This window comes from Rudaeicoccus suwonensis (genome assembly GCF_007829035.1).
Classification (GTDB): domain Bacteria; phylum Actinomycetota; class Actinomycetes; order Actinomycetales; family Dermatophilaceae; genus Rudaeicoccus; species Rudaeicoccus suwonensis.
Genome location: NZ_VIVQ01000005.1, coordinates 22,231 through 44,274, shown reverse-complemented (window position 1 = coordinate 44,274; position 22,044 = coordinate 22,231). Strand labels below are relative to the sequence as shown.

The window sequence follows — 22,044 nt, the reverse complement described above, 5'->3', positions numbered from 1 at the left end:
GGAGCATGCCCGGTTTGATGCGGTACTTGTACGGCCCCGGTAAGAAGGACGAGCACCGCGACCAGCACATGGTCGTCGGCTATGGCGCACTGCCGATGCTGTACGAGGGTGCACTGTCCTCGAAGCTGGCAACGGACCTGGGCAAGGTCGTGGAGGGCAAGTGGCGCGCGTCCTACCGCGAGCACCTGGCCGTCGCGGCCGGCGGACCGAGCAAGGGTATTTCCTCTTCAACGCTGGCCACGGGTGGTGGACCGGACGAGGTCGGTAAGGAGCACGTCTACCACGTCATTGCCTCTCTCGACCCCGGCGAGGGTGCGTACACCGATGAGCAGTGGCAGACGGTCGCGACCGAGATCGTGCAGGGATTGGGATTCGCGTCGTCGACGGGTGATTTGGATGGAAACCCGTGGGTCGCGGTCCGGCACGGCGTCTCGTCGGAGGGATGCGACCACATCCACATTGCGGTGAGTTTGGTGCGCGCAGACGGCGCGTGGGGCATGCCACCGCAATACGACTTCGCGAAACTGCAAGAGCTGCGCCGCGACATGGAGCAGCGGCACGACTTCATCACCGCGCTGAAAGACCGCGGCTACGACCAAGGTCGCAACGGGCAACAGCTGCCGGCGTACACGATCGGTGAAGCCGCTCAAGCCGCTAAGACTGCACGGCCAGGGCAGCCGGCGGTACCGGAGCGTGTATTGCTGCAGCGCGCGGTCCGCTCCGCTGCGGAGTCGTCGACCACGGAGGCGGAGTTCTTGAACGCGGTCGTCGCCAACGACGTGCAGATCGAGGCCGCACGCCGCGGCACCGACGGCCAAGTGAGCGGGTACAAGGTGCGCCTGGCCGGTGACCCGGACGCGCGCTGGCACACCGCATCTCAGCTCGCCGGAGATCTCACGCTCGGGAAACTGCGGCCCCGATGGGACGCAGCCGAAACCGATGAAACACGGCAGTGGGCCGGGCTGTTGTGGGACGAGCAGATCGCACCCACACCCGTGACCGACGTCGACGACCCAAGCACGCCGCTGCGGCAGGCCAGCGAACACTTGCGGGTCTGGAACACCGAACTGCGCAACCTGGACCAGGGCGACGCGGCCGCGTGGAACGAGCAGATGCTGCGCGCCGCCGGCGTCGCGGCCACGATGGCGCTGCCACCAGTTTTCGACGCCACCGCCGGCGCCGATGTCGACGAGCAACTGGAAGGCCACTCCCCCGCGATCGACGACTCGCCCGTCGTCGACGGCGGCCGGTCAGCGGTCACGCAAGCGGTGGCGACGGTCGAGCCAGTCAAGATCGAATACCTGCTCGGCCGAGGCGCCGACCAACTCGCCCAAGTCGCCACCCCACGCACGCCCGGACGTGCTGCACCTACCCTGGCCGGGCCAACCCGCGCCGAACTCGCCGCACGGCAAATAGTGCTCGCGATGCGCGCCTCCAGCCCTGATACTCACCGCGGCTGGATCGCGGTCATGCAACAGTTCTCGCGCACCCTCGCCGCGATCGACGACGCCGCGCGCGCACGTGGCGAACTCGCTGCCGCGCACCGTGCGACCGCGCAGCTGGCGGTCGCTATCGACACGGCAACAACCCGGCTGCAGGCACTCCCCTTCGGACGCCCCGACGCGACGGTCGACGAGGCGGACCGCAAACCAGTTCTGTCCCCCGCCGCGTACCGGGCTATCCAAGGGCTGCGCCACGGCACACCATCCGGACGACCCGACCTCTCAGCCGGGACCGGCTCGACCAACTTCGCGAAGCCGGCCAACACAACCGAGCAGGAACGGCGGCCAAGACGCGGTTTGGGAAATGGTCCGGCTAAGAGTTGAGCCGGCCGGTGGTAGTGGCAACCTACGCACCGAGTGCCAGACATCGCCGGAGAGCATCTTGAAATAGTCGCAAGAGGCCCTGCACTGAACTACCTGTACTCGAGCACATTCCCGGCGTAATCGAATGCGGCGCAAAAATTCGCGGCAGCACAGGATGTGGTCGTTAGACCACCGCCGTTTGGGTCAGTATCGATGCCGGTTGGGACTGACCACTCGGACCCATTTAGTGTAGATGCGCTTGTACCTCCCGCATTCGCACAAAACATGCTGGGTGCGCAGGATATCGAATTTAAAGTTCCGGGTTGATCCAACGGTGCGGGTGCAGACCAAGTGGAATTTTTGTACGTGAGAGCGTACCCAGAATCGTCGACGGCGGCGCAAAAAGTGGTGCTCGGGCATGATACCGAAAGCGCCTCGCCAGCCGAATGAGCAGCGGCGTAAGGGTCAATCAGTGCAGGTGTCGACCAATCGGTCCCGTTGAAGGTCAATGCGTTCCCGTTTGAGTCAAAAGCGACACAGAACAAGCTGGTCGGGCACGAAACCGAGAGCATCGCACCGTCTTGACCCGCATCCACCAGTGTGGGTGCGCTCCATGTAGTGCCGTTGTATGTGATGGCATTTCCGTTGCCGTCCATGGCGACACAGAATGAACTAGAGGCGCATGACACCGAGTTTAGGCCGCTGTCGCTGTCGGCAGAGCTGGCGCCGGACCAGGCTGACCCGTTGTAGGTCAGTACGTTCCCGTCGTTGTCGACGGCGACACAGAATGAGCTGGTTGGGCACGAAACCGACAGCAGGCTGTGGGAGTCAACAGTGGCGGGTTGGCTCCAGGCTGACCCGTTGAAGGTCAGTGCGTTCCCGTAGGCGTCGACGGCGACACAAAACGAGCTGGTCGGGCACGAAACGGAGTTCGGAGAGCCGCTGGGGTCGATCATCTGAGGTGCTCTCCAAGTCACGCTTTGCGCAATTGTCAACGGCAAACTTATTGATGCCGTCGCTCCGACGTGGTCTTTCACCATGATCGCTACGGAAGCCACCGCGGCGGTCGTGGGTGAGCCGGTGATCACTCCGGTAGTTGAATTAAGGCTGAGACCGGGTGGGAGATTGCCAACAGACCAGACGTAGGGGACTCTTCCACCGATCGCAGCCAGCGTCGCAGAATAGGGCGTCCCGACCACGCCGGGCGGGAGTATGGCGGTCACTACGGCGGGCGTTTGGCGAGTGACGTTCGCGATATTAATTGCCGCCGCCGCGACAAATACGACTGCTTTTCCGGCGAACCTTTGTTCCAGGATGGTTTCGCCGACTGCCGGAGGGCGGTATGACGCTGTGTGAACGGCGATCCCGAAGGTGGCGAGCCATTCGGGGCTAGGGATACGCATGTAGGCCGTGTCGAAGTCGCAGACGGCATCGTTGGCCATGCATACGTCTTGGAAGCGACTGGATGGCCACTGCTTCAGGTTGGGAATCCGGGCGTCGACGGCCTTGTACTGGGTTCCGTCATATCCCAGAACGCCCCAGGAAAGACCCCAGCTGCCGCTGGTTTTTGCGGTGCCATAGTGGGTGCCGCCTTCGGAGTCGACTCGGTCGCCGTCTCCGATGGCGAGCACACCATCGAGGCGGGGCAGTAGTTGTGTGGCTGAGGTACTTGTGAGTTTGTTTTGTTCTATGAGGAAGAAGACCCGGTGCATGACCATCGCACCTTGGGAGTACCCGGCCAAGACGTAGTGCTCCTGGGGGCAGCGGGTCATCCTTGCCTTAAGGAAGGCGATCGTGTCGTTGATCCCGGTGTCGATGGAGGCGTAGTACTTCGGGACGTTGAAAGGGATGTCGGGGAAAACGGCATCTGCGGAGTAGGGAATGCCGTAGTACCCGACCCGGTATCCGGCTAGGTGGCTGGCGAATGCGTCGAGTCCGACGGTGACGGGGCCGCCGAGGTAGCCGATGGATCCGGGTTGGTTGTAGGTCTCGCCGGATCCGCGGGCGCCGATGTAGATCACGTTTTGGCACGCTGAGGTGACTGAGGTGAGGACTGGGGTTGCGCCGGCCGGGGTACTCGCTGCTCGTGATGCATCTGGCGCGGTGCTGGCGGCGCGGGCGGGGATAGCGGGTGTGACCAGCCCGATTGTCATTAACGTCATGGCTAGAGCGCGGATGAGGCAGCGACGGAGCCCGCGACGGACCTGCGGCTCCGGTGAAGGGAGACGCAGTCGCTGTGCTAAAGAAGAGACCACTGCCATGACTTTGCGGGTTCGCTTCCAAACCCCGGCTTGGCTCAGACCTTGTTCTCTAAGACGTTGCGGCATCGCTGCACCGATCCTTGCTGAGCCCGGTATGCGCCGGGCTTATCTGATATCGAACCCGTCCGGGCGGAGCACAACCTAAGATCCGGGCGCTGAGGAGCGCTACGTTTTTGCGGAAGGCGTCGTCCGACTCAACAAAGAGCTGCCAGTCTGCGACGTGCCTTCTGCGGGCTCGTCTGATCATGGATCACATGAGTTGTACGCCGAGGCGATGTTGACGATGTCGGTCACCACTCCCAGGAACTGACCAATGAACCCTGTGGTCTTTCCAATTGTTGAAAGTGCCTGGCTCTCAGACTTGCTCAGGTAGGCGCTGCCTTGAGACACCACTTGCGATCCGAATGCTGAAGCTGTGTCCGTGGGTGTGACCGGGACCGGGAAGCTTTCGGCCGCAAGCTTTTGAGCAGCTGACAGGCATTGCTGCGATTGCTGAATCTCAGCGCACACGTCTTGGAACCCGTCGTCACACTGGATCTGAGCGTCAGCGATGGCTTGGTCGTACTGCTGACCTGCTGAAGCGAGTTGTGTGCCCGGTGTCGGTGAACCGTCGCAGTTGGGGACGGCGAACATTGATGGTGCGGTTGAGGCAGGGCCACCGTTCCACGGTGACACGGTCACAGAACCACACACATAAGGGGTGGATGTCGCTGATGTTGGGCCAGCTGTACCCCAGTTCACATATGCGGCATCGACTCCGCATCCACCGGTGGTGGCCCAATCGCAGGCGACTACGCCTTGCCCGTCACCGATCGCTTCGCCTCGGAACCCGAACTCTCCGCTGGAAACATCGAGTCCCGTGCCATCGTGATCGACCGCCAAACCCGACAGTTGCGATGAGACGCTGGAGTAGGCAAGGCCCACCTCTGCGTACTCAGACGTCAGGTCCTGCCCTGTAATCGCTCCGGAAACAAAGATGCCGTTCCAGTCGCCGGGTGTGGGTGTGCCGGTGCCGGTGGTGCCGCCGATGCTGTTGTCGTCGGCGGAGGTGAAGGTGACGGGGTTGGTGGGGGTGCCGGTCGCGTTGAGGGTGCCATCGACGGTGATCCCGGCGCCCTGGGACTTCACGATCGTGCCGGCGGGCAGGGTGGCGGTGACACCGTTGTCGATAGTCAGGGCGCTGCCGTCGCCGGCGGGGCCGATGCCGATGACGTGGCTGCCGGTGGTGGGGAAGGTGGAGGTGGTGTCCACGTAGGAACCGCCGGCGAGCACGATGGATCCGAATGCTGATCCGCCGGTGAAGGTGTTGGGGCCGAGTTGGGCCAGAGACACGGGGCTGTCGCTGATGATGACTGCTTCGTTGGCGCTGGATCCGATGGTGTTGCCGGTGATCACCGGATCGCTGGGGACTGAACCTTCGTAGATGCAGTCAGTTGAGCAGTAGTTCAGGGTGGAGTTGGTGATCGATAGGGTGCCGACGGCGGTCGAAGCCTCGGCATACAGGACTTGGTCGTTGGCGATCGTGGTGGACGATCCGGAGTTCCCAAAGATGCCGTTCCAGTCGCCGGGTGTGGGTGTGCCGGTGCCGGTGGTGCCGCCGATGCTGTTGTCGTCGGCGGAGGTGAAGGTGACGGGGTTGGTGGGGGTGCCGGTCGCGTTGAGGGTGCCATCGACGGTGATCCCGGCGCCCTGGGACTTCACGATCGTGCCGGCGGGCAGGGTGGCGGTGACACCGTTGTCGATAGTCAGGGCGCTGCCGTCGCCGGCGGGGCCGATGCCGATGACGTGGCTGCCGGTGGTGGGGAAGGTGGAGGTGGTGTCCACGTAGGAACCGCCGGCGAGCACGATGGATCCGAATGCTGATCCGCCGGTGAAGGTGTTGGGGCCGAGTTGGGCCAGAGACACGGGGCTGTCGCTGATGATGACTGCTTCGTTGGCGCTGGATCCGATGGTGTTGCCGGTGATCACCGGATCGCTGGGGACTGAACCTTCGTAGATGCAGTCAGTTGAGCAGTAGTTCAGGGTGGAGTTGGTGATCGATAGGGTGCCGACGGCGGTCGAAGCCTCGGCATACAGGACTTGGTCGTTGGCGATCGTGGTGGACGATCCGGAGTTCCCAAAGATGCCGTTCCAGTCGCCGGGTGTGGGTGTGCCGGTGCCGGTGGTGCCGCCGATGCTGTTGTCGTCGGCGGAGGTGAAGGTGACGGGGTTGGTGGGGGTGCCGGTCGCGTTGAGGGTGCCATCGACGGTGATCCCGGCGCCCTGGGACTTCACGATCGTGCCGGCGGGCAGGGTGGCGGTGACACCGTTGTCGATAGTCAGGGCGCTGCCGTCGCCGGCGGGGCCGATGCCGATGACGTGGCTGCCGGTGGTGGGGAAGGTGGAGGTGGTGTCCACGTAGGAACCGCCGGCGAGCACGATGGATCCGAATGCTGATCCGCCGGTGAAGGTGTTGGGGCCGAGTTGGGCCAGAGACACGGGGCTGTCGCTGATGATGACTGCTTCGTTGGCGCTGGATCCGATGGTGTTGCCGGTGATCACCGGATCGCTGGGGACTGAACCTTCGTAGATGCAGTCAGTTGAGCAGTAGTTCAGGGTGGAGTTGGTGATCGATAGGGTGCCGACGGCGGTCGAAGCCTCGGCATACAGGACTTGGTCGTTGGCGATCGTGGTGGACGATCCGGAGTTCCCAAAGATGCCGTTCCAGTCGCCGGGTGTGGGTGTGCCGGTGCCGGTGGTGCCGCCGATGCTGTTGTCGTCGGCGGAGGTGAAGGTGACGGGGTTGGTGGGGGTGCCGGTCGCGTTGAGGGTGCCATCGACGGTGATCCCGGCGCCCTGGGACTTCACGATCGTGCCGGGAAAAATGGTCAGCGTTGTCTTGCTCGGGATGGTGACGTTGTTTTCGATGACGTAGACGGCGGCGCAACTGGGTGCCCATGTTGTGTTTTTGGTGGGGCTGGTCGTGATGTATTGCACGCGTACTGCGCTGGGGGTGCCGCACTGGGTCAGGTACGTGTAATGGTCTGCCGTGGTGATCTTGCTGGTCCCGGTCGGTGTGGTGACGGTGACGTTGACGACCCCTGCTGTGGTCGCGGCGGGCAGGGTGGCGGTGATGGTGGTCGAGTTCACGACGGTGAACTTCGGCGCAGCAGCTGCACCGATGTGAACGGCGGTCGCACCGGTCATGTTCGTGCCCGTGATGGTGATGGTGGTGCCGCCAGTCATCGGGCCTGTGGAGGGTGACACGGCGGTGATTGTCGGCGGGGCAGCGGCGACGGTGAGGGAGAAAGACTTGCTGGCCGGGTTGGCGTTGATCGTCGTAACGCGGATCGTGACGGTCCCAGTCACAGCGGCGGTCGGGGTGCCGCTGATGACACCGGAGGCGCTGTTGAGAGCCAGACCGGCTGGGAGCCCCGTCGCCGACCAGGCGTAGGGGGGAACTCCCCCGGTCGCGGTCAGCGCTGCTGCGTAGCTGGTGCCGCTGGTCGCGTGCGGGAGGGTGGTGGTCGTGATGGTCAAGGCAGGCACCACGGTGACCGTGCGTGAGGAAGTCGAGACCGGCGCCGCGGTTTGGGTAGCTGGGACGGTGAGTCGGTAGGTCCATGCGCCGGTGGCGGGCACTGGTAGTGACACGGTGATGGTGCCCGCCGCTGAGGTGGTCAGCGTGGTCAGGGTGGTCCACGTCGAGGTGCCGGCGACGGTACGGCTCACCGATACCTGTCGGGTCACATAGGTGGCCCCGGTTTTGATGGTGATCGGGATTGTGAGCGTGTACCCGCTGACCGCTGACACTGCTGCGCTCGTCCATCCGGTGACGACCGTGGCTGCCCCAGTGATGCCGGTGATGGTTCGTGCAGCAGTGGTGTACCCAGCAGCGGTGGCGGTGGCGGGAACGGTGAGCCGGAACATCCATTTAGCGATCGTGGGCGCGTTCACGCCGACGGTGACGGCCCCAGCGGTCGAGGTCGAGAGAGTGCTGATTGTCGCCCATGACGTCGACCCGTACGGCGCGCGTTGCACCCTGACGGATCGTTGGGTGAACGAGTTCCCGGTCTTGACGCGTACCGCTGTCGTGAAGGTGTACCCGGTCGTGGCCGATGCACTGGTCGTGGACCACCCTGACACCGACGTCGCCGCGAGTATGTGCGTGGCGGCCGCTCTCGTCGATGCTGTCGCTGTCGGTGGGGCGGAAAACAAGCCGAGCGTTGCTAGTGCTGCGACTAGGAGAGCTACCAGAAAACGTCGGACCATGGCCCATCCCACCCGTCAAAGAACCGCGGATTCGCGGGAGGCGATCACGCCACGATGGGCAAGCTACACACCTGTCAGGTGTGCGCGCTAGAGCTTTCGCGTGCGGTGGTTCGCCGGGTCTTAGCGTCGGGCGGAGGCATGACCAGTGAAGCTCGGCTCATGGTGCACCTTCTGGGGTGGATTCCTGAGGTTCGCCCGCCTGGTCATCGGCGGTTGCCTCTGTGGCTCTGACAGATTGGTTTGCCCCACGAACTTTTTGAGAGGACGTCCGCGCCGCAGGCGGGACCGACCCACGTCGAACTCCGGAACGTCAACTGGTCCTTGCGACGCGCGCCTACAGCCACCGCCGGCTGGGCCCGGTCATGCAGCAGTTCGCGCGCACCGTCGCCGCAATCGACGACGCGGCACGAGCCCGAGGTGAACTCGCGGCCGCGCAGCGCGTGACCCGAGAATTGTCGGCCGCGACCGCGCGTCTGCAAGAACTTCCCGGCGGACCCGGCACGCCATCTGTCGAGGGCCAGCCACGTACGCCAGCCTTGTCCCCGTTGTGGGTCGCGCGATCCAAGGGGTGCACCACGGAACACCCACCGGTCGATCCGATCACTCCGGCGGTGCCGACCCGAGCTGATCTTCTAAATCGAGTCGCACAGAGACCGTCCGCCCGGATCGTGGGCGAGGTCATGGAAATTGGAACGGCCAAGACCTGAGCATTCGGCAGGATGTGTCTGGTCTGAGTCGGCTGTTGGTTACCAGCCGCTGATCTCAGATAGGGGTACGAGGCGTCGTGCCGCTTCGCCGGTGAAACTTTCCCAGTCCTTGCGGGCGCAGTCTTCCGCGCTTTGCAGATCGGCGATGAGTTCACGGAGATCGCCTGGAAACTCAAACCCTTGGCCGAATCCCCCGCCGCACGTCCTGACTCCGTCACTTCCTTCCATCGACGAACCTTGCTCGACCTCTACATGGTCATCGGTGAAATCGCTGACCCAGGACTCGAACTCGTCCCAGTTGGACAGCTGGAGCGCTTGTAAAAGATCGTCCATATTGCTCAACAGCAGGGGTTCCCAGTCGGTGTCGTGCAGCACACCCATTCCGCACAATGGGCACTGATGCGAGTACTTTCCCCATGCCGAGCCCTCGACCTCTTCGGGTGCATCGTCCATCGTGGCCAGCGTGCAGCGCGGGCAAGCATGACCGTACGACCTCATATTGGCACCATTTGTGGACGTTCCGACGCCTGTAGTGGCGTCCAGAACGTGCGCTAGCCGCTCCCACGAAACGAGCTTGGCGGTCTTTGCGTTTCGCGTCTTCCACCGCAGCCCACCGCGACTGATTGCGAGATCTCCCAGTTTTCGGCCGTCGCTTACGACTTCGATTTCTAGAGGCTGACGACTCAGTGCCAGCCCACCGGTCCGAACGGTCACACGATGGTTCGCCATGCGCCGAGTGTTCCCCCTCCAGCAATCGTTCGCCAGCTACCGCGGCGAACCATTCTTTGAGAAGGGCGGGAGTGAAGAGCGCGACCCTGTGGTGATCAGTCTGGTGGCCGGTCACCCTGGGTATCTGTGGTCGTGGCCGCGCTTGTCTCAGGCGCCTGATCCGAGTCGGTCTTAGGTGAAAGCGCTTCTTGGTGCACCCAGACGCCTTGCTTGTGCTGGCAGGCGCAGTGCCGGAACGGGTATTCACGGCCGGCGACGGTGTCGATGCAGTCACCCGCCTCGTGGGGCTCGCGGCAGGGTTGGCAGATCATCGGCGCATGCCTTTGGTACGGGAGTTCTGCTGATCCTGGCCGCTGCCGCGTCGCGGTTGCCACTGCTTCCCTGCGGCGTGGGTGTCGTCGAGGGCTGCCTGGGTGCTGCGGGAGAACCCGTGCGCGGACACCGCTCGAGCCCTTGCCGCTTGCGGTGACACCTGGGACAGGTCGCTGGCGGCGGCGCGGTTGTAGGGCACCACCACCTCAGTCTCAGCTGCTACGGCGTCGTTCGCCAGCTCGCTTTGGGCGAGCTGCTCCTGTCCGTAGGCTGTTGATGCTTCTTCGCGCAGCTCGGCTTGCTGGTCGCGCAGCTGCTGCTCTCGTTCACCGTCCTGCACCTGGGGCGCATCGTGGGCGTCCTCCTGTTCCCGGGTTGCATCGAGCTGATCGAGGACTTGCCCGGATCGGGTGCTGGTGTCCGTTTCACGGGTGCGGAGCCGATCGAGCTCGGCTTGCACGTGCGTGCGCAGCAGATCCCGGTCGAGGTCCGTGGCCACCATCGAGGACAGTTCGTGCTCGACGACGTCCAGCCGCTCGAACGCGTCGGCGTCGCCGACGGTGAGCGCGTCGCGTTCACGGCCGATAGTGGTGTCCATGACGCCGAGCGCGGCCGAGTTGGCCAGGTCCGGGTAGGACACCAGAGCGGTGAGCTTTTCGGGGCTCTCTTGCCACATCTGCGCCGGATCGGCGCCAGCGGCCAGGCCGATCTCGCGCACGTCAAGACCGCGTCCGGTGAATTTCCAGAAGTCGGTTTCGACCTGCCGCCGGCCGCCTGCATCGTTGTCGGTCGCGACCCACACGCGGCGGTCCTCGCGGGTGCGCGCGGCCGCGGCGATCTTGTCGGCCTGGGCGTCGGTGAGTGCGGTCCCCAATGGTGCGATGCCTTGCAGTTGCCCGTCACTGGCCTCGGTGAGCGCGATCGCATCGAACATGGCCTCCGCGCGCACGAGCCGGCCACCGCTGGTGGCCTCATGCAGGCCGAAGACGTGCTCGCCCTTGCTGTAGGCCGGTGTGCTGCCTGTGTTCAGGTGCTTGGGGTTGCGGTCTTCCCCGGTCAGGTCGCGGCCGTAGAACCCGACCACCGACCCGTCGGTGTCGGTGATCGCGGCCATGGCCCGGTTGCGGAAGGCATCAATGACGTTGCCGCGGGAGGAGACCCGGCCAAGGCCCGCGGCCACGATTTCGGCATCGGTGGCGCCGACCTGATCCCGCAGGTGCCGGGCCAGACCGGTCCACTCCCCCGGCGCGTATCCCAGCCGCCACTGCCCACTGGTGATCGCCTGCTCACCGACCCGGTCGGCGATGTACTCATGACCGGCAGTGCCCGGCCGCAGCTGGTCGGCATAGAAGACTGCGGCGGACTCGTTCAGCTCGAGCACCCGCTCCCGCGACACCGCCTCGAGCTCGGCCGGCGCAGCGGCGGCCGTTGGCTCGTCGAGCGGCGCCGTGGTTAATGGTTCGCTGGTCTGAGCGTTCTGTGGTCCGGGGGTCTCTTGTGCGGTTGGCTCGTCGTAGACCGCCCAATACCGTTGGTACCGCTCACTGGTCGGCAGTTCCGCCCACGCTTTCCCGGCCTGCTCCGGTGTCATCGAGGGGTCCAAGCCGTCGCGGTAGCGCGCTTCGGCGAGCTGCCAGGACCGAGCGCGGTGATCGCGCTCGGCCGCGGTGGCCGCTTTAGACGGGGCGGCTCCGCGATCCGCGACCGGGGCCTCCGTTGTCGCGACCGGACTTTGCTGGGTCGTCTGATCCTCGCGCTCTTCCTCGACCACCGTGGCCGCCGGCTTTTGCTGCAGCTGCGGTGCCGGATCTGCGACGGCGCCGGGCAGGGTGCCGCGGCCGGCGGCGACGAAGGCCTCCGCGTTCGGGGTGCGCACAGTGCGCGCCCGCTCGGTGTCGTACTCCTTCCAGAACAGCGGCCACCGGTCTTTGATATCCAGTGCGTTCCACGCCGAGGCGGACTCAGCCTGCGCGAACGCGTCTCCCGGCTCGCTGCCCATGAACGTTTCGAATGCCTGCACCCACGCCTGCTGCCGGTGCTGGCGCTCCTCATCTGTCGCGGCCTTGGTCGGTGACACTCCCCGGTCGGGGTTCGCCTTGTTCGCTGGCAGCACCACCAGCTCCCCCTCGTCGACGACAGCGGTCGCTGCTGAGGAGATCTCTTCTGCCCCTGATTGCAGCTGCCCCGTCTGCGCAGCGACGCGGGCGTCGTGGTCGGCCTGGCGGGTGCGGTCGGTGCCGGTGACGGCCAGGTCGTGCACCGCATCGGCCAAGTACGTGGCGGGGTCGATGTTCCAGCGGCGCTGGAACATCGACGCGATGTTCTCCTGAGCGGCGGCAGCGGCCTGATCGGACGGGTCGACCGCCGCGGCGTATGCGGCCGACCGCCACGCCTGCGCCAGACGCGGCTGATCGGTCGTGGGGATTTCACCGGTACGCAGGTAGGACCTGTCCCCGGCCACCAGCTGGGTGCCGACGGCGGGGTCGTCTGGCAGGCCGGCAGCCGCCAGCCGCTGCTGCTGTGCCTGGTACTCCTGCTGCTCCCGGGTGGGAGCGTCGGCGTCCCAGACGTCGGCCAACGCTCGGCCCTGTTCGGCGGGTTCGCCGGCGAAACGGGCGTCGTCGAGCAAGTCGGCCAGCCCGGTGTGGCGTGCCCACTCCCGCATGAGGGTGTCCCGGGGCAGGTCGCAGTGCTGCGCCCAGTGCCGCCAGTCCGCGACGAACTTCTCCTGCACTGGGTTTGCCGGTCCCCCGCCCCGGATCGGTCCGAGCCGGTCAGCGTGGTGGGCGGTGTAGTAGTGCGGGGCGTACTTGTCGGCCAGGTCCGCTGCTTCGCGGACGCTCATCCGCCCGGCGGGCACCCCGGTGGGGTGGCCGGTGCCGGTCTCGACGCTGGCCAGGATCGCCGCCGGCTCGACACCGAACGCGGACACGATCCGATCGTGCAGGTTTGCCGCGGCCTCGGCCGCGCGCGGATCCTGCTCGGCCCATCCCGCGGCCCGCGCCCACGCGCGGGAGGCAGACAACCGGTCTCCGCGCTCGACCGCGGTGTCGCGGGTCCACGGACCGTAAGCGTGCCGAGCGGCGTCGCGCTGGTCCAGCCACGCCCGTTCCGCGGCACGTTTGGAATCCAGCTGCTCGGACCGCTGCTGCGCTTCGGACTGTCGCTGCTGCCCCGCCAACGCCTGGGCGCGATCGCGCTCAGCGGCGGCCGCGGCACGGTTCTTGTCCGTAGCAGACCGAGACATCCGCTCCATCAGTTGCGCCAGCGATGTCACGGCGGTCCGTAGGGCTTGGTCCAGGTGCTGACCCACTTCGAGTTCTTCGTGCATGTGGCTCATGCGCCTACTCCTTCTGTCGGGATCGGTGTGGTCTGGTCGGTGTTGGGGTGCTCAGCTGCCGCGTCGACCGGGACCTCGGCGACCGCGGCGTGGTGAGCTGCACGTTGGTCTGCGATGTCACGGACCTTGGCCCGCTCGATCGCGGTTTCGGATTCGAAGGTGTCCTCGAACAGCCCGTCAGGGGCCGGGTCTGCGTTCCAGGGCGGCAGGCACCGGTGGGTGCCGGTGGTGTGGTCGCAGTGCTCGAACGGGCCGCGCGGGTCGGTCAGGCGGGCCATGTGGTGATCGAGGTGGTCTCGCCACCACGAGCTCATCGCCGGCGGTGGTTCCCGCCGCGCCGCTTCGAATGCCTCCCACACGTGCTCCAGGCGGGTGATCGCCTCCGGGTGCTCCCACCACTTCGCGCACCAGCGCAGATCCGTGTGCGTGCTGCCGTTGTCGCGTTCCCAGTTCTCCAGCACGTAGTCGCTGACGAACTCCTCCAACGATTGGAAGTGCTGCAGGCGCGGTCCGGCAAGCGGGTTGCCCTTGGCGGCGTCGGCGGCGACCTGGCGGTGTGCCTGCTGCGCGTCGGCATACGCACCCTCCGCCGCGGCCTGTGCCCGGCGCAGCTTCGCGAGCTTCGTGTCGGCCGAGACCACCGACGCCGGGCCAGGCCCTGGGTCGGCTCTCACCTGCTCCAAGTGCTCCTGCGCAGCAGTCAGCTCTTGCTCGGAGCGCTGGGCGACGCGGCGCGCCGCCGACAGCTCCTCCGCGGCCGCGGCACGGTCACGGACCGCTTTGGCCTGCCGCTCCTCGGCCGCGACCAGCTGCCCGACACCGACCGCTTGGGTGGAGGTGTTCAGTTCCTCCAGTTTCGCCTCGGCCACCCGGACTGCGCCGTCCCGGTCCGCCAGCACGCGATCCGCCGCATCGAGGGAGGCGTCCGCCGTGGCCTGCGCGGATCTCGCGGCGTCGACCGCATCTGCGGCGGCCGCCAACCGTGGACTGAGCCGTGGCGCTGCCGCGCGTGCTTCGTCCAGCTGCGCGGTCGCGACCGCTACCTGACCTTGGGCGTCCAGCAGGGCGTCATACGCGGCGCGGACGACGGCGGCGGCCTGCGCGACCGGGTCCGTGCCTGGCGCTTTATCGGGGCGCGCCGTGGGCTGCGCGGCCGGTGCCGCAGGCGCGGCCTGTGCCGGAGCCGCGGAGCGCCCGCCCCGCCGCCTTGGGGTGCTGGGTTTCATGACTGCTCTCCCCCGTGGTCGTCGACGTCGGCCGGTGAAGCAGCCTCCGGGTTCAGGGTGCGGCGAGAGAACCGGCCCACCCCGACGCGAATGTGCTGCTCGTCGACCAGCTCACTCACCCATAGCTGCACCTGCGCGGGACTGGCCGACACCACCAACGCATCCGGGTCCGCCTCGGCGACCCGCCGCTGACCGTCTTGGTGCTGACGGATCTGTTCATCCGTCAGCGGCAGCAGCATCCCGGCCTCTGCGGTACCTGCACCGCCATCGTCGACGAGGGTGTCGATGCCGGACTCTTCCAAGAAGAACGCGGCGGACGCCTCGCATTTCCAGGCCCATTCGTAGCTGGAGAAGTCGACCAGTTCGAGCAGAATGGCGCGCGCACCGGAGACAAACAGGATCGCCCGACCACGCGGCAGAGCGCGCAGGTCGGCCTCGGTGAAGATCCGCTCATCCTGATTCTGACGGGACGTCGAGCGGTGGCCGTGGCTGCCGATCGAGCGCGAGGACGTCAAGACTTGGCGGTCACCGATGAGCGCAGCCAAGTCAGCAACGTGCCGTGCGTCGTTGAGGCCGCGGCCGGCGGCTGCGATGTTCGCGGCGGACCACATCATCTCGAATTGGTCGACGCCCCAAGTGTTTTGGCCTTGGACTCGGGACTGCAGGATGGTGACCAGGATGATGCCCTTGCCGCCCGCGTGGCTGTAGAGGCCCGGCAGCTCAGGCCAACGGCAGACGTTGGCTGCCTCATCCAGCAGGAACAGAATCGGGGTCGGGACGCGGCCGCCGCGTTCTTCGGCCAGGTCCTCCGCCGCGGTGTAGACCGCGACGGTCAGGCCCGCGGTCAGCGCCCGAGCCGACCCGGCGCCCTCTTTCGACAGCAGGTACAGGGTGTCGGCCTCGGATCGCACGAACGCTTCCGGGCTGAACTGCGGCCGGTCGTCGTCGACGCCGGTCGGTGCCATCCATGCGGAGTACCGCGGGTCGCGCAGGAACCCCAGGAACGAGCGGGCGGTACCGAACACACCATCACGCTGCCCCTGATCCAGCGCCCACCAGGCGCGGATGTCTTTGGCGACCATGTCCAGGCCGGCTGCTTCCAGCAGCTCGGCGGGATTCGGGACGCCCGTGGCGGGGGTGAACCCGGTCAGCCAGTCCGGCAGACGGGTCATCATCTGCCCGCCCACTCGGGCGGCCAGCAGCATCGAGGAGGCCAGCTTGCGACCCTCGGGCTCGAAGTAGGGGTCCAGCCCGGACATATCGCCCACAGTCCGTGCAGCGGCCAGCACTTCGACGAGCTTGTCGGCCCGTTCCACCGACGTCACGAACGAGACCGGGTTCCACCACCAGGTCGCCGGCTGCCGGGCGATGCCCTGCGGGTCCTGAGTCCACACCCGCCCCAGCTCGCTGCGCGGACCGGACGTCAACGCGCGCACGTCTGGCTTGTTGCTAGTGGTGACCACCGGCCCGTGGTGGGTCATCACCTGCGGGATCGCGACCGAGCGGGACTTGCCCGCCCTCGTGCCCATAATCCACACCTGCGACCACTCATACAGCCCGTACAGCTTCTGATGTGCCAGGACCGCCACACCCAACGGCAGACCCACCCCTGCGTGCGCCGAGTCCAGGCGTCGAGCATCTCTGTTGGCAGCTTTGCGGGTGATCTCCTTTAGGTCGCGGCGGCTATGCATCGCTTTCGCCAGCGAGTCAGTCCATTCCCGTGACCGCCACTGCCGCCACCCCACCCACGCCAACGGCGACACCAGCAGCCCGACGACCAACAGCACCAGAACCAACACCAGCGTCGACGTCGTCGACCAGCGCGGGCCACCTCCGGCGTCGGTGACCCATCCGCCGACCGACCCGTGACCCAGACCGGTGACCCACGCGGCACCGAAGACCACCGCAACCAGCAGCAGCACACCGGCAACACCGGCGCCCAAGATCAGGGCACCGGTGTTGCCGGAACCGGGCGAGCGGCGTTTGTTCGGCCGGCGCGTGTGCGTGGCCATCAGGCGCCCTGCCCGCGTTGCACCCAGGAGTCCTGCAGGTTTTCCCACTCCCGGTTGGTGTTGGACAGATCCCGCTCGGATGCGGTGAGAGTGACGTGGAACGGCATGCCGGGTTTGGGGCCGGTCTTGACCAGGAAGTTGCCCTGCCCGGGCGGGTTGTCGACCTTCTTGGTGGCCGGGTTGATCGGGCCTTCCAGCGACCAGTCCTGCACCATCTGCTGCTCTTTGTCGGACAGCTTGAAAACTCGTTTCAAACCGGACAGTTCCTCGGGAGGCAGCCCACCCATGAACACCATCCCGGCACGTTCGACGAACCCCTGCGCTTTCGCGGTGGCCAGATCGTCGCCCAGCTCGAGGTCTTTCATGGTGTGCGTGCACAGCACCTGCGTGATCATCCGCGCACGATTCAGCCGGGACAGCTCGTTGATCCGGTCGACCATGAACACCGAGGCCGACAAGATCAGCCACAGCTCGTCCATCACCACCAGGTAGGAGCGCTGCTTCTCGATGCCGTGGCGGGACAGTGCCTGCGCGATGGAGGCCTGCGCCGACCCGAACGTCCAGCACACCAGCTGCAGCCCGGCCTGCACCGTCGGGGATGCCTCCCGCACCGCCGACATGTCGAACGAGGCCGGCCGTCGGTAATCCAGACGGACCGTGGTCGGGCGAGCGAACACGTCGCCGTACTCCCCGCCTTCCTCGAACGCGCGCACGTCGTCGATCAGGGCCAAGGTGCGGGCGGCATACGCGGTCGGGTCCTGCCGGCACCCCGAACGCTCGGCCAGCTGCGCAGGCATGGCCTCGATCAGCTCGCGCAGGTCGTGCATCACCTGCTCCTGCTCGCGCTCGTCCAGCATCCGCAGCGCGGTGGCCAACACGTTGCGTTCATGGGTCAGCAGCCGCTGGCCCCGGTTGAGCTCCAACAGGCCGGCGACCAAGTTGTACCGGCGCGCGACCAGGTCGGCCACCGCCTCCGCGCGGGGCCGTTCAATCGACCCGTCCGGGCGGGTCACTTCCGCCGGCAGCTCTTCGATCCGGGCCGCCATCGGTCCCAGATCAATCGGGTTCATCGTGTCGCGGGCCGGGCCGACGTGGCACACGTCCCCGGCCATCAGCGGCGAGGTCATCAGGTCGGTGTAGTCCGGGCGCAGGTCGGACAACACCAGCGGGATCACACCCTTGGACCGCAGCCCGACCAACATCTTGCGGATCAGCGTGGACTTGCCCAACCCTGGCAGCCCGAGGATGAACGCCGACGGGTTCTTCACCAGCCGCGCCAGGAAGTAATGCAGCGGATCCGCGCAGAACAGGGTGCCGGTGAACAAGGAACTCCCCAGCGGCACACCCACCCGCGGTGTGCCGGAACCGGCCGCGAACGGCCAGAACCCGGCGACCTGCAGATTGCTGGCCCGGAACTCCGGCGGTGTGTCGATCATCAGCACGCCTCCGCCGCCGCGGCAGTTCCAGCCCCGTCTGCCGGGCTGCTGCGCGGCTGCCGCGCGCAGTTCCCTCTTGCGTTGGATCCGCGCCCTCACCGACCGCCGGCCAGGCCGGTGACCCCGAGCGGGCAGTGTCGGCCGAGGGCGCCGCGCAGCTCGTCGCGCGGACCGCGACACCGGGGCCGCGTCCACGTCGGGCTGCGGGTCAGTGGTGGCGATCTCCTCGCTGCGAGTGGCAGTGTCGGTGCTCATCACATGACCTCCTGCAGCGACTCGGGCACCAGCATGTGAGCCGGCAGCACCAGACCGATCGGCAGCGACGCGGTGAACGCCACGTCCTGGGAGCCTCGCGCCACCCGCAGGTACAACCGACGCGGAGCTGACAGCTGAGACAGCACCGCCGAGGAGGCAATGTCCAGCTCTTCACGGGTGGTCGCGGTCGCGGTCACCACGATGCCCATCCGAACCAACGTCGCGCCTTGGTCCTCTTCCCGCTCGGCCTGCTCGGCCAGCCGCTTCTCCTTCTGCGCGGCCGGGGTCTTGCGTTTGCGGGTGCTCATCGACCAGGTCGCGTTCCGCACATCGCGATCCACCTGTGCCGCCGACGCCGCCGGCGTCGAGGGCCGGTACAAGATCGCGACCCGCTTGCGTGACACCGCTGCATGCGGTGCCAGCAGCGGCTCAAGAATGTTTTCCACCACCGCACGCCGCGGCGGCTTGAACAGGTACCAGGTGCGCGACACGGCACCGTCGTGGGCGTAGACGTCCTCGCCTGCGGTGTGCGCGACCGGACCAGCCACATCCCACGTCAGACCGGTGCCGCCGTGGTGCAGCTGCGCCTCGGCGACGTCGGAGGCAACGGACGGGTCGAACGCCACCCGGACGGCGTCGACGAGCTCCTGCCCGGCGCACGCCTGCACTCCCTCACCGGCACCCGTGGCCGCCAACCCGGCCAGCAGTGCCGGCAGCCGGGAGGAGATCTCCTCCGCCATCTCCGAGACCGAGTAGGTGCGGGGCTTGACGTCCTGGATCTTCGGTTCACCGGTGAAAGTGAGCGTGATCCACGTGTTGATCGTCGGTGCGCCGGCCATCATCGCGACCGTCTGCCGGACCGCGTCCAGCGCCGCCGGCGGCGCATCAGGATCCAGATCGGACAGCACGTCCTGCTCGACCTGCTGGTGGGTGCCCGGCGCGGACTCGATGACCGCCGAGGCGGCCACGATCGTGCCGGTCTCCCCCAGCGAGCCCAGCCACTCCGACCAGTGCGCCACCATCGAATCCAGGACGCCCTGATCCAGGCCGGGGATCCCCGCGGCCTGGCACTTCAACACGATGGTGTGGTGCTTGGTCGAGGGCACGCTCAGCATCGCGAACGTGCGGCCCAGCGGGTCTGCCCACTCCGTCAGCTCCATCTGAGCCGCCAGCCCCGGCAGGCGGCACTTGCCGTCCGGGGTGCGCCCGGCCGGGCCCTGCAGCAGCACGTCCTTGCGGCTCAGGTGCCGGAACCGACCCATCTGCTTGTGCGCTTGCCGCTCGTAGGTGTTCTGTCCATTGCTGCTGGGTTTGAGCATGATTGCCGTGCCCGTGACCATGACGGCCACCAGCACGGCCAGCGCCAGCCACTGGTGGGCGACCGTGAGCGCGACTCCCACCAACGCTCCCAACGCCAACGTGCCCAGGAACAACGGCGGTATTCCCCACACGCCAGGCCACCCGATCTTGCGCAGCGGCCCGTAGGTCCGCCGTGTCGGTTCCTGCATCATCGAGTCCGTACTCACCAGCTCGTCCTTTCCGCTCCGTCACCGACCGCGCTGTCCGCGGACGACCCGACCTGCTGCAATGCCGCGCCCACCAGCTGCGCGGCCTTCGATCCCGCCGCACCGGATCCGCCGGCACTGTCCGAAGCGGCGCCGGTCGGCATCGGGGCCGTCTGCTCCGACCCGCCACCAGCACCAGCACCAGCAGCACCGCCAGCGCCCGAGTCGGCCGCACCGGCACCACCACCTCCGGCGCTACTGCTACCGCTCGCGCCTGCCTCTGCGGTGCCGGTGCCTCCGCCGCCGGCATCTGGGACAGCGCCGCTGCCACCACCTCCGCCGCCGGGCGCGGTCGGGCCGGCGCCGCTACCGTCCGCCGGGCCACCGCTGATCGGGCCGCTTGACCCGCCGGTTTGAGTCAGCCCTGCGCCACCACCGGCCGCTGCCCCGGCGCCGCCTTTGGCCCCGCCGCCGGCGAGCATCGCTGCTCCCGTACCCAAAGCTGCCAGGGCAGCACCGCCACTGAACGCGCTCGAGCTACCCATCGCTGCGACCGGCAGGAGGAACTTGATCAATGCCGGCAACGCGATCGCAGCGAGGATCAGAATGGTCAGCCCGTACACCCCGGACATCAGAGACGACAGGACCTGATCGGGGTTGGTGGGTGAGTGCAAGACCTTGAACCCCGTCGCGTAGATCGTCGCCGCGACCGGCTTGTAGATCGTGAACGCGAACAGCAGCATGGCCAGCCGCTTGAACCGGGCCCACCCGTCCTCGCTGTAGGCGGTGGCCGAGGAGTAGGGCAAAAAAACGACGAGGCAGTAGATGATCCCGCCACGCACGATCATGAAGACGACCTGCACCATGGAGGCCAAGATCAGCAGTATCGCCAAGATGAACCACGCGCCCAGCGCACCACCACCGGTCGAGGCCGAGGACGGCAAGATCGCCATGATGATGGCCGAGAATGCGTCTTGGCCGTTGCTGGCACCGGTGGCCTGCTGCAGGATCCAGGTGGAGTAGGCGTCACCACTGGTCAGCAGCAGCTGAGTGACCCCCAACGCCAGCGCGTTCGCGGTCACCATCACCATCAATCCGCGCACGAGATTCTTGGCCGATTCCGCTGCTCGATTGCTCCAGATCACCTGGACCAGCCCAGCCAAGAACCCCAACGAGGCGAAGGCCAGCACGACCGGCTGCTGGGCGTTGGTCAAGAGCGCCAACTGTCCGGCCGTGCTCCCGCCGGACACCTGCGGGTCAGGGACGTTCATCCAGAACGCCGCCAGGAATTTCAGCATGTACTGCGCACCGTCGGCCAGGTCACCCACAACCGAGGCGAACCCCGACTGCGCCGCGCTTTTAGCGACCGAGCACACCACCGGGCACCAGATGGTGTGCGGTGTCATCGTGGCCGCGATCATGACGCCAGCCCCGGAGAAAACGGCACGTACCCCGCCAGGCTCGACAACGGTTGCCCTGCAGAGATGCCGGTGACCGTTCCGTCGACCATCCAGTCGCCACCGGACCAGACCAGCGGCACGGTCGCCGCGCCGTAATTACCGCCACCGGACACCGCAATCGATATCAGGCACTTGGCGGGCTCGCAGGCTTCCACCTGGAACCCTGCAATCGTGGCGGTGCCTTCTTCTCCCTGCTGATCCAGCACCTGCTGCTTGCCCGGTCCGGGCGTGAACTGCTTCTCGACGACCTCGTTGCCGGCGAGCGGGTCCGAAGCGCCGATCGCGATATTGGCAGCGGCCATCACCGCTCCCGTGGGCGAGTGCTGATAGCACTGCCGTATCGCGCCATCCGGGCCGCTGACCTTGCCCGGCCCCAACTGTGGAGAGGTGGGAGCCGAGAGGCCACCGACCTGCTGCCACGTCACCTGCGGTGCGCTGCTGGCCGGGGTCGCGTCCCAGGCCGCAGGGAATCCGCAGCCAGTGCGAGCTGCGGGCGTGCTCGCAGACGAGGCGGTGCCGGTCGAAGTCCCTGCCCCGGGTGAGGAGGAGCCCGGGGCGACCGTCACAGTCGTGGTGGGTGCCGAGGTCTTCGTCGAAGACCCGTTGCCGGTCAGGGCGACCCATCCGCCGCCGATGATCGCGATCGCGAGCACCCCACCACCCAAGGCGACCCATCGACTGCTGATGCCGGGCTGATCGTTGTCGTGTTCCATCGGTTGCTCCTTCAGCTGAGGTGTCGGGCGCG

Annotated in this window: 11 protein-coding genes; 1 reads left to right on the top strand and 10 read right to left on the bottom strand. The window is 66.8% G+C overall.

What is annotated here, in order from left to right; genetic code table 11:
• Positions 1-17 precede the first annotated feature (17 nt).
• Positions 18-1,826, top strand: coding sequence for a relaxase/mobilization nuclease domain-containing protein (locus BKA23_RS16700; RefSeq protein WP_425473785.1), 1,809 nt, complete (start codon positions 18-20; stop codon positions 1,824-1,826).
• Positions 1,827-1,915: 89 nt separating this feature from the next.
• On the opposite strand, the gene BKA23_RS16695 is transcribed toward BKA23_RS16700, so the two are convergent.
• The 10 genes from BKA23_RS16695 to BKA23_RS16650 form a co-directional block, all read right to left on the bottom strand.
• Positions 1,916-3,826 carry a cutinase family protein gene (locus BKA23_RS16695; protein ID WP_170226660.1) on the bottom strand — a complete coding sequence of 637 codons (1,911 nt, stop codon included), beginning with the start codon at positions 3,824-3,826 and terminating at the stop codon, positions 1,916-1,918.
• Positions 3,827-4,309: 483 nt separating this feature from the next.
• Entirely contained in the window at positions 4,310-8,191 is a 3,882-nt protein-coding gene (locus BKA23_RS16690; protein WP_211841777.1) for a beta strand repeat-containing protein, read from the bottom strand.
• A gap of 872 nt (positions 8,192-9,063) precedes the next feature.
• The gene (locus BKA23_RS16685; RefSeq protein ID WP_145230614.1) at positions 9,064-9,477 is read right to left on the bottom strand and encodes a hypothetical protein; all 414 of its coding nucleotides are present in this window, start codon (positions 9,475-9,477) and stop codon (positions 9,064-9,066) included.
• Positions 9,478-10,060: 583 nt separating this feature from the next.
• Complete coding sequence (locus tag BKA23_RS16680) at positions 10,061-13,405, bottom strand: toprim domain-containing protein (protein WP_145230612.1); 3,345 nt, start codon at positions 13,403-13,405, stop codon at positions 10,061-10,063.
• Positions 13,402-14,631, bottom strand: coding sequence for a DUF4913 domain-containing protein (locus BKA23_RS16675; protein ID WP_145230610.1), 1,230 nt, complete (start codon positions 14,629-14,631; stop codon positions 13,402-13,404). The genes BKA23_RS16680 and BKA23_RS16675 overlap by 4 nt, the downstream gene beginning before the upstream one ends.
• Entirely contained in the window at positions 14,628-16,643 is a 2,016-nt protein-coding gene (locus BKA23_RS16670; protein ID WP_145230608.1) for a type IV secretory system conjugative DNA transfer family protein, read from the bottom strand. The genes BKA23_RS16675 and BKA23_RS16670 overlap by 4 nt, the downstream gene beginning before the upstream one ends.
• Entirely contained in the window at positions 16,643-18,334 is a 1,692-nt protein-coding gene (locus BKA23_RS16665) for a hypothetical protein (RefSeq protein ID WP_145230606.1), read from the bottom strand. Before BKA23_RS16665 ends, BKA23_RS16670 begins: the two co-directional genes overlap by 1 nt.
• The gene (locus BKA23_RS16660; protein WP_145230605.1) at positions 18,334-19,860 is read right to left on the bottom strand and encodes an SCO6880 family protein; all 1,527 of its coding nucleotides are present in this window, start codon (positions 19,858-19,860) and stop codon (positions 18,334-18,336) included. The genes BKA23_RS16665 and BKA23_RS16660 overlap by 1 nt, the downstream gene beginning before the upstream one ends.
• Positions 19,857-21,245: a hypothetical protein gene (locus tag BKA23_RS16655; protein ID WP_145230603.1), complete on the bottom strand. Its 1,389-nt coding sequence runs from the start codon at positions 21,243-21,245 to the stop codon at positions 19,857-19,859. The genes BKA23_RS16660 and BKA23_RS16655 overlap by 4 nt, the downstream gene beginning before the upstream one ends.
• Before the next feature lie 11 nt (positions 21,246-21,256).
• A complete protein-coding gene (locus BKA23_RS16650; protein WP_145230601.1) occupies positions 21,257-22,012 on the bottom strand; it encodes a DUF8175 domain-containg protein in 756 nt (251 codons plus the stop codon).
• Between the last annotated feature and the right edge of the window lie 32 nt (positions 22,013-22,044).